Annotated in this window: 8 protein-coding genes and 1 pseudogene; 7 read left to right on the forward strand and 2 right to left on the reverse strand. The window is 58.4% G+C overall.

Annotated elements, in window-relative coordinates:
* Window positions 1-353 precede the first annotated feature (353 nt).
* The 6 genes from AC0L2C_RS16980 (at window position 354) to AC0L2C_RS17005 (ending at window position 7,201) form a co-directional block, all read left to right on the forward strand.
* The gene (locus AC0L2C_RS16980; protein WP_473458634.1) at window positions 354-3,509 is read left to right on the forward strand and encodes a hypothetical protein; all 3,156 of its coding nucleotides are present in this window, start codon (window positions 354-356) and stop codon (window positions 3,507-3,509) included.
* Window positions 3,490-3,945 (forward strand): response regulator, encoded by a 456-nt coding sequence (locus AC0L2C_RS16985; protein WP_473458636.1) that lies wholly within the window; start codon window positions 3,490-3,492, stop codon window positions 3,943-3,945. Before AC0L2C_RS16980 ends, AC0L2C_RS16985 begins: the two co-directional genes overlap by 20 nt.
* A complete protein-coding gene (locus AC0L2C_RS16990; protein ID WP_473518287.1) occupies window positions 3,942-5,174 on the forward strand; it encodes a phosphorylase family protein in 1,233 nt (410 codons plus the stop codon). Before AC0L2C_RS16985 ends, AC0L2C_RS16990 begins: the two co-directional genes overlap by 4 nt.
* Before the next feature lie 194 nt (window positions 5,175-5,368).
* Complete coding sequence (locus AC0L2C_RS16995; protein ID WP_473458640.1) at window positions 5,369-5,572, forward strand: phage integrase N-terminal SAM-like domain-containing protein; 204 nt, start codon at window positions 5,369-5,371, stop codon at window positions 5,570-5,572.
* Between the two features lie 106 nt (window positions 5,573-5,678).
* A complete protein-coding gene (locus tag AC0L2C_RS17000; protein ID WP_473523930.1) occupies window positions 5,679-6,161 on the forward strand; it encodes a hypothetical protein in 483 nt (160 codons plus the stop codon).
* A gap of 620 nt (window positions 6,162-6,781) precedes the next feature.
* Window positions 6,782-7,201 carry an aminotransferase class V-fold PLP-dependent enzyme gene (locus AC0L2C_RS17005; RefSeq protein ID WP_473523939.1) on the forward strand — a complete coding sequence of 140 codons (420 nt, stop codon included), beginning with the start codon at window positions 6,782-6,784 and terminating at the stop codon, window positions 7,199-7,201.
* Window positions 7,202-8,084: 883 nt separating this feature from the next.
* On the opposite strand, the gene AC0L2C_RS17010 is transcribed toward AC0L2C_RS17005, so the two are convergent.
* Both AC0L2C_RS17010 and AC0L2C_RS17015 read right to left on the reverse strand, forming a co-directional pair.
* A complete protein-coding gene (locus AC0L2C_RS17010; RefSeq protein WP_473459462.1) occupies window positions 8,085-8,600 on the reverse strand; it encodes a DUF2285 domain-containing protein in 516 nt (171 codons plus the stop codon).
* A gap of 115 nt (window positions 8,601-8,715) precedes the next feature.
* A pseudogene (locus AC0L2C_RS17015) lies at window positions 8,716-8,892 on the reverse strand (transcriptional regulator domain-containing protein); the annotation flags it as partial.
* A 1,238-nt stretch (window positions 8,893-10,130) separates the two neighbouring features.
* On the opposite strand from AC0L2C_RS17015, the gene AC0L2C_RS17020 reads away from it, so the two are divergent.
* Window positions 10,131-11,938: prolyl oligopeptidase family serine peptidase (locus AC0L2C_RS17020; RefSeq protein ID WP_473523931.1), on the forward strand; the 1,808-nt coding region annotated here is incomplete at its 3' end.

An 11,938-nucleotide genomic window follows, 5' to 3' on the forward strand; every position in this document is an offset into this window, starting at 1 on the left:
ATCTGGAAATTCTGATCATTCAAATTCCACTGTGGAATTGCGCGAGCACATCGTGCAGCACACTTGATTGATGTAGTTTGAAATGTAATCGAAGTTCTTTCGATGAGGACTTCAATTTGCCGCTAAGCAGAAAAAGACCTCCTCCCCCTCATTCCGGTTGGCGGAACGCGGTCAGGGGTGGGATCGACCCGAAGATTTCCATCGCGCACTTGAGGGCTTCGTCACCTATTGGCACCTTGCCCACCATTGCCTACTGGGTCGTTCGCAGCCAGCGTCATCGTTCACCCCTAGATGGGCTTGTACCCCGAGCGCTCACACAAATCAGCTCGGTGCCTTCACTGGCTGCCGTGTCCTTGGAACGCGAATTGGCTTGGGCGCTCGGCACTCTGCGGGCAGTGCTGAACAAGGTACGCCGCTACGTCGAGCTGCGTCAGAACCTTGAGAATTGCCTTCAGCAATCGCGTTACGAAGACTCAATCGGGTTGGTTGACGAGATCAACGGCGAGGTTTGTTGGTCGCTAGAAATGCTTTCGGCGCGCATCGCCTTAACAAGTCTGGTCCATGGACTTGAAGCGCAGAAGTCATGGATCGCGTCGCAGACATCGGGTGGTGCATCGGTCGCCGCCCTCTTCTATTCTTATTGGTTTGGGGTCCGTTCTGAAAACGACCAGAATCCGAGCAGGTTTCTTTCTGAGATCGCTGGACACATACATCGGGTGTGGACCGATGCCCCTGGCAAGCGCTTTCTCAACTACCAACTCGCCAACAGCGACATCGAGGACGGCGACGAAGCCGAGATGTTGGCGCAGGCTCAAACATTGTCGGTTTTGGATCTTTATGAATGCCTGGTCCACCTGGCGCGCGTGAGCGCTGCGGAGGGCCGCCCTACCGCTGGCCTACTCTATCAATACGTAGTGCCGCTGATGTCGGAAATTGGAGACATCAGGGTGCTCAAGCTTTCATATCTCATGGGCAATTTGGCAGCCGTGGACAATTTCGACGCAGTCGATTTCGAGTTCGATGAGAGGTTGATCGGCTTCGGCATCGAAGGACTTCCGGCTGCAGGAAATCTGCACCAGGTTCATTTCGCCTCAAACCTGGGGTTTGCTCCCAAGGTCGAAAACGTCTCCGAAGACTTGGCGGCGTCCATCGCGGATGTACAGTTGCGCCCCGAAAAGCTGGACACTGCTCGAGAGCATATTCTGCGCCATGCGGTTCTTTTTCCTCGTTTCAATATCGGAGAATTCGCCACAGCGATATCAAGGCTGTCGGACACTCCGTCTTCGCTGGCCGACGCTTCCACCCAACGACGTAGGTTCATGGCCAACAACGACCACGACCCTACCATAATCCCATACCTTCCAGATCCGCTGGTGCCTCACTACGCCGGGGTGCTGACGACTTCGGCAGGATGCCCGGCCCTTGTGGCCAACTTTCACCGCTTCGATCCATCCCTTCAACCTGGCGCGATAGAAGACCGCTCTCAAGCTTGGTGGACGATGTCTGTGCTGGCACGGGCCAAGGATAACCCTTCGATGGTGGAAGTGCTGAAAACGGCTCGATCCGGAGGTCTTCCGGCTACCCGGCTCGCAACGTGGTGCGAGATCGAGGGACTTCTGGCGTCGGGCAGGATCAACTCGGCTGTGGACCTAGTCGCCGAGCTCTATCGACGTGACAACGGCCTTCTGCAATGGCTGCCGCTCGAGCGCCTCGCCACGCGCCTCGATGATCAGACCGTTGGAAGGTATTCCGGCTCCACGAACATGGCGCTGGCAACTTGGCTTCTGGCCGAGAATTTCGACCGTGAATTCAGGTCTTCACTTTCATACGCGGTCGAGCGGTTCCTCGATGACAGTGGCGTGCTCCGCCCTTCAGAATTGCAACCGAGCCGTGTCGACAACGTGGATAAACTGATTTTTCTGCTGTGGGCGATCTGCACGGAGGACATGCTGAGCCTTTCGCTCACCTACGGGAACCAGTTCGAGCTGGATGAGGAACGGCTAGCAATCTTGGCAACCCTCAAATCGTTGTCATCAGAACGGACTGAAGTCTACGACGAAGAGATCAAGCTCATCCTGCGCCGCCAAGAGGTGGTTAAGGCAATCAAGTCCCTGGATCGAAGCAAGATTTCCATGGACGAGGAGCTGATACGGGACTGGGCCCGAAAAAATCTCAGAGGCAAGTTCGATCGCTTCCGAGCCCTTACCGAAGCGGGAATGGAGACCGTCTCGGATAAATATTTGCTGGAGATGCTCGATCGTCTCGCTTCGGGGGCTTCGGATACCAAGCCGTATGAGATACCCGACAATGAGGTCTCGGCGTTGTTCGCAGAAATCCTAGATCAGCTCTGCCGGGAAAGCAGTCTCAACAGCAGGCATGGCATCAACAGCTATCTGAGCTTGAGGATACGCCATGGCACCATCTCGGGCCAGCTAAGACGCCCTTCACAGGAACAGCACCTTTTGACCAGCGTATCATCCGGGGGATCCTACGCGGCGAACGACCATTGGTACGAACTCCTCGAGCCATTGGTAGGCCATGACAATGCGGACCGGGTATCCAGAGGTCTTGGCGCTTTCTCCAAGAAATACGACATGCTCGTAGAGCGGTTCTCCTCCGATTTCGTGCAGATACGGCGAGTGGAGAAGCCAAAGGGACTTATCAGTTACCGTTTTGCCGACGCGGTCGTCATGGGGTTTTCTGCGGAAGCGCAAAGCATCCTCGAATTCGACGAGTTCCTAGATACCTTTTTCGAAATCTACTGGGCCCACCTGGGCAACGTTCTCGGGACCGTACAGACTTACATCCGCGTTGATCTCAGGCAGGAATTCGATTTGTTGTTCGACGAATTGGGGCAACACTTCATCGAAGCAACGAACGCTCCGAGCCTGCCCATGCTGAACGATGCTCTCGTCCGCGCGCGGACCGGGGTCCATGATGCACTCAACGAAATGGCGGAATGGTTCGACGTGCCTCAGGCCGTGGAGAGCGCCCCGCTGCGGATCGACGTCCTGGTGGAAATCGGCAAGCAGATGGTGCGTCGCCTCAATCCCAATTTCGACCCCGATGTTGAGCTGTCAGGCCAACTCGATATGCCAATGACGAACGCTCTCACCGTTTTCACTGACGCGCTCTTCATACTTTTCGGCAATGTGGCGAAACATGCGGACCTGGACCGTCCCGCAGTCAACATCGAGTTCGAGCAAATCGATCCTGGCGTCTTGGAGTTAACTTTCCAGAGCGAATGCCGTGACATATCCCGCCATCGACGGGCCATAGAGGAGGCGATGACCAAGCTCAAGAGCGCCGATGTCTCCAAGGACGTCAGTGGAGAAGGCGGTACCGGCTTCCCCAAGCTCGCCAAAATCATGGCGTTCTCGGTTGCTCCCGATCCGGTTGTGTTCGGAGTTGACGAGGAAAGCGGACGATTTTTCTGTAAACTGAAATTCAGCTTCCGGTTCATTCGCCAGCCCACAGAGGAGCGAGATCATGCGGTTTTTGGTAGTTGAAGACGACGAGAACAAGCGGCGCAGGGTCCTTGATTTCCTCAATTCCTATTTCGCGGACGACGAGGTGATACACAGCGCCTCGCTTGTCACAGGGTTGCGTGAGGCCAAGCGCGTGACCCCCGATCTCGTGATCCTCGACATGACGTTGCCGAACTACGATTCCAGCGGGCCGGACCCGGATGGGCGTATGCATGCATTCGGCGGAAAGGAATTCCTGCGTCAGATGGCCAGGATGTCGGGTAGGAGCAAAGTTATCGTCCTCACTCAGTTCGAGAGCTTCGGCGAAGCTCCCAACGTAACGGGGCTGAACGACCTGGATGCCGACCTCAAACTGAAATTCCCTGAGCATTATGTCGGAGCAGTCTACTACCATGCTTCGATCAACGAATGGGAGAAGAGTTTGAAAACGATGATCGAAGGCTTGGAATTGAAATGAAAGTCCTGATTGTTGATGATGACATCGCGAAAGCTGCTGCGGTTTCCAAGGTGCTGCTTGAAGCGGGCGTGCCGTCTACGGATGATATCGCGCATGTGACGAACGCGTACGACGCTAGCTCGGAAATGCGCAGAACCCAGTTCGATTTGCTCATTCTGGACCTCATGATACCTAAAGCCAGACTGGCGGAGGCCGAGATAGATGGCGGCCAGACACTGCTCCGCGACATCTTGGCTAGGGCCACTTACCTTAGGCCCCGGTACATTGTCGGGCTTACGTCGTACGACGATGCCCGCGACCAATCCGAAGCGGACTTCAACAATGGCCTCTGGTCCATCCTCAAATTCGACACCAAGTCCGCCGATTGGATCGATCAACTGACCAGCAAGGTGCGATATATCAAGTCCTCGGTCGAAGCGGCCACGTTGGGCCAAGATTACGACTACGACGTTGCATTCGTCTGTGCGCTCGCCAACCCGGAGCTCGAAGCGGTATTGGCACTCGACTGCGGCTGGAAAGAGCTCCAACGTGTCACCGACCCGACTAGATACTGGGTGGGAAGCTTCACCGTGGAGGGAAGGACATTCAGGTGCGTCGCCTGCCACGCCGCTCAGATGGGGATGGTGGCCACGTCGGCCGCGGTCTCGAAAGTCTCCGCCGCCTTCCGCCCGCGCCTCGTCGTCATGACGGGTATATGCGCAGGTAGGGAAGGTGATATTCAACTCGGCGACGTCGTCGTGGTCAACATCTCCTGGGACTACGGGAGCGGCAAGTTTCACAAGAAGGAAGGGGAAGCGCTCCGTTTCGCTCCCGATCCTGTTCAAATCGCTTTGGATCCGATGCTTCGTAAGCATGCTGAAGCTATCAAGGCGGATGAAGCGAGGTTGGACGAAATTCGCCGAGGATACACGAAGCAGAAGATCAACAGCGTCTTAAACGTCGAAATCGGGGCGATGGCGTCAGGGGCGGCCGTACGGGCTGATGATGGATTTTTCGAAGAGCTCGCTAGCGCGAAGCGAAAAGTGGTGGCCGTCGAGATGGAGGCTTACGCCGTCTACGCAACGGCGGCGGAGATGCCAGCACCAAGGCCTCTCCCGTTAGTAGTGAAGTCCGTCTGCGACTTCGCCAATTCGGAGAAGAACGATACTTACCAGGACTATGCCGCCCATACGAGCGCAGTCTGTGCATTGGAAATCGTGAAGGCGTATCTGGGAGAACGAAATTCCTGATCTGATAGCTGTTCGATAAATCGCGAACCCGGTCGTGTGATAACATGGCGACCGCTTCGGGCCGAAGAACGAACCCGCTGCGCGGGAGGGCGCCTGCGGTTGAGGTAGAGATCAGGGACCGGTCGTCGCTCCTGCATTGAGCGTTGTTCGGCGGCGGCAGAGCATGACGGGCTTCTTCAACAAGGAGCCTGACCATGACCCATCCCGCTCTCGATGCACCTATCAGTCCACTTCGTCAGCGGCTGATCGACGACATGAACATGCGGCGTTTCTCACGGGAGACGCAGCGCAACTATCTCCGCGATATCGGACGCCTGGCGACATTCCTCGGCCGTTCACCAGACACAGCGACCGCCGACGACCTGCGTCGGTTCCAGATCGAGCAGCAGGAGGGTTGAAGTCGTCAGACCGGCGCGTCATCGCGAAAGCAAAGACCTTACTGCTTACGCGCTATTGCCACCCCTGGCTGGTGGGCGCAGTCTTGCTTATAGGTTTTTGAGAGGGATGTCACATGATCCGAGCGATTGGTCTATCGGTCGTTTTTGGCAACGACCACAATGTACTTTGTGTCGGATCGCTGCAGTCGAGAAGCAAGCCCGAGCGGCCTCCAGCGAAGGTCGCATTGTTGTCATAGCGGGCGATTTCAACACTTCGTATGAGACCGGGAAGGTTGGCAGGACATTCGACGACTCCAATCTCGCCAACTACGGCTGCGCCAAAATGCCCTTTCCAGTCAACGCCTGCGTCGCTGGTGATGGTTATGACGACACCCTGCCTATCCTTGAACTGGGTCTGACCGGGGGCGCTCCGTGGAAGGTTCTGACCAAGGAACTTGGCAGGACGTACGATGATGACGCGTTTGCTGACAGAGCGATTGACCACATCACCGTTCCGGCCGCCGTTTCCTCGAAATTCGAGGTGGCCATAAAGTCAGTCTATGGATCTGACCATTTCGCAGTGATGACAACGTATTCTGATGGCAACTAGCAAGACGCTCACGGCTTAGACATACGGCCCAGGCCGTGTGCCGTCGTGCAACGCGACTCCTGCACATTGTAATCCGGCGCGAATTTGCGCTGGAAGACTAGGTGCTGGGCACGAATGCCCGCTATCCAGTCCTTCCGCTGAAAAGCAGTCCGACAGCTTGCGTGAACCCATCTCGCCGTTAAATGACACGTGTCGCGATGGCTGTTTCGGGCGCCAGGAGCGCACGTTGACTACGGCGCAAAAGCGACGCCCCCCTTGTTCTAGCATTCCACTGCATGGTCCAGACGTCGGGATAGCATCAAAGGTTGACCAGGCCCACCGTAGGACTGTCGACAAACAGCGCGATTTTGCAACCCGTATGCGAGATTCTACACGTGAAAATTTGGCTGAGACTTGGCAGAGCCAAAGGTCACGTGAAAACCATTTAAGATACCGCTGCCGCTGCCCCGGCTGAGGGACGCAATGATGCCACCTACCCGAAGGGAGAGACCGGCAGGCCGGCATAGACGATGGCAAGCGATTTGCGCAGTCGCCTAGCGCATAAGGCCGGCCGCCCGCAGCGCATCCTCAATGATCTTCTTCACGCCAGGCTGGCCCAATTCCGTGTGACGTGGGAACTGATGGATGGCAGTCGGCTATGGGGGCTTCGTCTTCGCTTCTTTCTATTTGGCGCCGGTGACTGGGGCAGTGGCCGTTGGATACCAGCCAGATGCGTTCGCTGCGACACTCACGCCCGACACCGCCTTCGTTTCTGTCATGGCTGCGAACAACGAGACGGGTGTCGTTCAACCCATTGGAGTTTTGACCGATATCGTCGCCGCCTCGCTCCGGAGGCAATCCTACACATGGACGCCGCGCAGGTTGTTGGTCGAATACCCATCGATCTGACAGACGAGTTCGTCGAAGTCGATCTGCTCTCCCTATCGGCGCATAAATTCCAAGCCCCGAAACGCGTGGGCGCGTTGTACATTAGGGAGGGGTTGCCCTTCGAACCGCTTTTTTATGGTGAACAGGAGGACGGGCGACGGCGCGAACGCTGAACAGCGAAGCAGCCGCCTGACTGGCCGTTGCCGCGAAACAGGCGGCTCGGCGGCTGCGTGTAGCGAGTGGCATCGAAGCGCTTCGAAACAACTTTGAACGGGAGCTGGCAATCCGCCTGCCGCAAGTACGTTTTATTGGGATTCGAGCACCGCGCTTTCCAAATACGTGCTCTTTGACCATCGCGTGGTGTGACGCCGATGCGATTGTCGAGCGCTTGGCGATGCGCGGAATCTGTCTCTCCACAGGTTGCGCCTGCCGCGCTGGCGCCACCGATCCGTCGCATGTGCTGCGACGATGGGGTCAGCTATGAAGATGCTAAGCCTACGCTGCGAGTGAGCCTTTCCACATTTACTCCAAAGGCGGATCTTGAGTTGGCAATGGCCGAAATAGTCGCTGCCGTGAATACGGAGCCACAACGACCGCGCTCGAAGTCTGACAATTCTTCAGCACCAGTTCGCATAGCCGGACGCGAAAGGTTGCGCCTCTAATTTGAAGTTCTGAACGCGAGTAGGTCTGAACACGGATGCCCGGCAGGAGACTGAGCTCGCTGCCGGGCCGGGTACGCCTTGGGAGGTGGCGTAATTCAGCGACTCTCGTGATGGTGGGAACCACTCAGTCCGCTTGTTTTGATGAATAGCATGCATGTACTGTGCCAAGGCAAAAAGCGTATAAACACCCGAGAGTCGGCTTCCTCTACGTTGCGTACTCGACATTGTCGGCTATCGGACAATACCGAACATGCCTCTCGGTTTGGACCGACGCCTGACCAGAGCGCACCCGCAAGGCCGTTCGCTGCCCTGTCCGACCGGACCAACTGATGGTGACATGGTACGCTATCTGCGAACTGTTCGCCGGCTGACGCACAGGGCGGACTGTCACTTTTTAAAGAAGGAAATCTCTGTACCCTCCATTCATGAGGGCGCGGCCACGCGAGACGGCGCGGCGAATGCGGTCGCGCAGATGATCGCGAGGATCCCTCCAGTCGGCATGGACGCGCCGTTGACCAACCAGCGCTTCGGCGAGCTCACGATGTGACGCCCCAGCAAGTGAGCCGTCGAGCGCACGAAGAACGAAGGTCAAACGCGGACCGCGTCTTTCCGGCGGAAACAAGCGGGCGGGCAGGTGTTGACCCAGACTTAGAGCATTGAGGCACTCGAGCGCCCTCAGACGGGGCTTCGAAAGCATCGCTGGCCAGATCGCCTCGGTGCGGAGGCAAACAGGGCGCAAGATATCCGCGCCAGAGACGGCGAGCTGGAGCGTATGTTCCGCATTGCGAAGAAGAACATGCTGGCCCTTGTCGGGCGCCAGCAGGACCGTCGCACGACATGGCAACGCCGAGAGTTCGAGCGGCAATGTCGCCGAGGATGCGGACAGCTGTTCTGCAATGACCGGCAGCACATGGACGCACCAGAGCGGAGACCAGAATACGAGCGAATTTCGCCCATAAGACTCGGCGAAACAGGACACCCCAGCGCGACAGGTCACCGGCCAACGCGACCACGTCGAGAAAGGGTTGGTTAGACAGAGTATGGGCCTGCTGGCGCGCAGCGACCAGATCACGCTGGAATGCTGGGTTGCGGCGCAAGAACTCCCAGGCCCACTCGCGCGGCGTCAGACCAGCGGTGTAATCATATGATCTTTCATCGCGCCAATCAGCCTCGTCCGCGCCAGTCACGAGAACTGTAGGCACGACTGTGCTCCCCTGCCCGCCCCCAGGGGGGTCGAAAGTTTATGCCACTTGGCAAAGCACCGGCGCCGGGGCCACCAGACCCCGATGACGCCATTTGGTCGAAGAGTGTGCCATTGGCACCTTGGAGGGCAGAAGGCGCGCGCAAACAGCAAGAACACCGTCGAACCCGCGCAGCGACAGCCAGCGCGGCCTGAGCACGCCAAGGATATCGGTTTCGTATCGGTGATCGGCTCATCCGTCCCGTTCAAGAGGTTCCTTGGAGACGTAGTGGCGTGGCGGTGGATTGCACGCTGCTTGTGGGAAAGTTGTCGTAGCGCCGGCGCTATAAGCTCAGTCATGGAGGTCTCCTCGGGGGAATTTCCGCCATTGGAGGCCAAGTTCCGCGCTATGGCAGCCTGTATAGTTGTACAGGTTAAGCCGACAGCTCAGTGGACCGCAAAACGAACCGGCGAGGCGCGCAGATCGCTTTTTGCCGGTGCTCACGCCGAGCTTTCTTTGCGGACGGTATGGAGATCGAGCGCGGCCGGGGCCCACTAGCGCCTGCTGCAGCTGATTCTTCCAAGCAGACTTGCCCCACGCTGCCTTTGGTGCGGGCGCACAACTCGCAGCGTCAGCCAAAGACCGCCGATCGTTGGCCGTCTCACCGAGATAGGATGCCGAGCCGGAGCTTCCCTGTTCCTGACCCTTATACCTTGCATATCGGACGGCGGCCCGACATCAGCCCAGGTTGCCATAGGGACGAGTCCCATGCGTTCGCCCGAATGCAGCTTGGTGACTTGATCGACAGACTTCAAGAATGCAATCAAGGGAACGGTGCAGGCCAAGATTGCGGCAGGGCTTGGGCACCATCAGGTCGCCCAAGCGGCGCCCAGCCCTTTTCCTGGAATCTCCGGTTTTTTGCCGCTGGACCACAGCCCAGCCACTCCTGCTTGAGTGCTGCACGGTGTCACCGCTCGCGCCGGAGGTTGATCCGGTGATTACGGGGTACGCTCGTTGTCGCATTCGCGACGATGTCTGACATCTGACACAGCGCTGCCAGAGCGATCCCATTGTTCCGTAAGGATTTCCCAGTTGGCACGACGGTTGCGGTCCTATGCGCAAAAGCACTGCGACGCCGCACCGACTGGGAAGAACTCATCCATGATCGCGCTTTTCGAACATGCGGGCGCCGCCGCAAACATTGATCCTTCTCGAGCAGGCGAGAGCCATTGCTCCTTCATTCCTCAGGTCTTTCGGACATGAGCGAATTCGATTTCCGCCCAACGCTGAATGCGCCCGACGATGACCCCCATCTTTGGCTTGAAGATGTAGAAGGCGAACCGGCACTTGCGTGGACCGCCAGCCAGTCGGCAAAGACCCTGAAGCACTTCGCGGGAACGCAGTTCGAGCGCGACCGGGCGGCCCTGACAGCGATTTTCGACCGTCCTGACAAGATTCCCACCATCTGGCGCCGTGGTCAGTACCTCTACAATTTCTGGCAAGATGCCGGAAACCCGCGCGGACAGTGGCGCCGGACCACCCTTGCCGCCTACATGAAGGCGGATCCCCAATGGGAGCTACTGGTCGATCTGGACGCCCTCGCGGCGAGCGACGGAGAAGACTGGGTCTGGGGCGGCGCGTCGATCGAGCCGGAGACGCGCGAAAGAGCCGTCTTGCGCATGTCGCGCGGCGGCAGCGACGCGGTCGTGCATCGCGAATTCGACCTGAGCTCTCTGAGCTTTGTCGCCGACGGTTTCAATCTCCCCGAGGCCAAGGGTGACATTGATTGGCTCGACCCCAACACGCTTCTGCTTTCCAGTGCGCTTGGTCATGGCATGGCCACCCGCTCCGGTTACGCGCGCACCGTGCGACTGTGGAAGCGTGGCGCGGATCCCCTCACCGCGCCGGTAATCTTCGAGACCGGTTCCGAAACCCTGGGTGTGTCTGGCCATCTGGACCGTACCGCCGAGAGCGAGCGCGTGTGGTTCATCGAGCAGCTGGCCTGCTTCGAGCAGATCGTCCGCATTGGCGATGAAAGCGGGCCGAAGATTGAAATCGACCTTCCTAAGGACGCCTGGTGGGGTAACTTCGGCGATTGGCTGGCGGTAAAGCCGCGCACAGCATGGACGGTAGCCGGGACGACCTATCACGCCGACGCGCTGATCGGCATCTCGCTTTCCTCTTTGCTGGCCGGCGAACGCCGTTTCAGTACCCTGTTTGAACCGGACGAGAGGCGCTGTCTGCAGTCATTCTTCTGGAATGACGGGAAGCTCATTATCGCCTACCTGGCGAACCTCGTTCCGAGATTCGAGGTGTTCACGCCGGGCCCGCAGGAATGGACGCGCCGAGCCCTGGACACCGTTCCCGTGCAAGGGACTGTTCACCTCTGGTCACTCGATGCCGCAGATCACGAGACCAATGGGGAGGTTCTGGTCGGGGCTCATGATCCAATCACCCCGCCGCAGCTTTTCCTATTCGATCTCAATGCCGCCCCGCCTGTCAGCGCTTCAGTAATCCTGAAGCGCAGCCCGGAGAATTTCGACGCATCCGGCCTGGTGGTCACGCGCCACGAGGCAGTATCGATCGATGGTGAGATGATTCCCTATACACAGGTCGGTCCGGCGGATGGGAACGGGGATGCCCCGGTTCATCTCAGCGCCTATGGCGGGTTCGGCATATCGCTCCTGCCCTCCTACAACTCCTCGCTCGGCAAGCTGTGGCTCGAGCGCGGCGGCACGTGTGTGGTGGCGAACATCCGCGGGGGCGGCGAGTTCGGCACCCGGTGGCACGATGCCGGGCGGAGGGAGGGCAAGCGTCTCGCCCATGACGATTTCGCCGCCGTTGCCGCCGACCTCGTGCGAAGGGGCATTACGCTGCCGAGGCGGATTGCCGCCGAGGGCGGCTCAAACGGCGGTCTGCTGATCGCCAACATGCTTACCCGCTATCCTGAGGATTTCGGCGCGCTGTTCTGCACGGTTCCGCTTATCGATATGCGCCGCTACACCAAGCTCCTGGCGGGCGCGAGCTGGATCGACGAATATGGCGATCCCGACAAGGCTGACGATTG

The organism is Mesorhizobium sp. WSM4845 (assembly GCF_055811455.1).

What these genes read in the sequence shown, in the direction of transcription:
- AC0L2C_RS16985 (WP_473458636.1), top strand. Translation starts at nt 3,490, where the DNA reads ATGCGGTTTTTGGTAGTTGAAGACGACGAGAACAAGCGGCGCAGGGTC.
- AC0L2C_RS16990 (WP_473518287.1), top strand. Translation starts at nt 3,942, where the DNA reads ATGAAAGTCCTGATTGTTGATGATGACATCGCGAAAGCTGCTGCGGTT.
- AC0L2C_RS16995 (WP_473458640.1), top strand. Translation starts at nt 5,369, where the DNA reads ATGACCCATCCCGCTCTCGATGCACCTATCAGTCCACTTCGTCAGCGG.
- AC0L2C_RS17000 (WP_473523930.1), top strand. Translation starts at nt 5,679, where the DNA reads ATGTCACATGATCCGAGCGATTGGTCTATCGGTCGTTTTTGGCAACGA.
- AC0L2C_RS17005 (WP_473523939.1), top strand. Translation starts at nt 6,782, where the DNA reads ATGGATGGCAGTCGGCTATGGGGGCTTCGTCTTCGCTTCTTTCTATTT.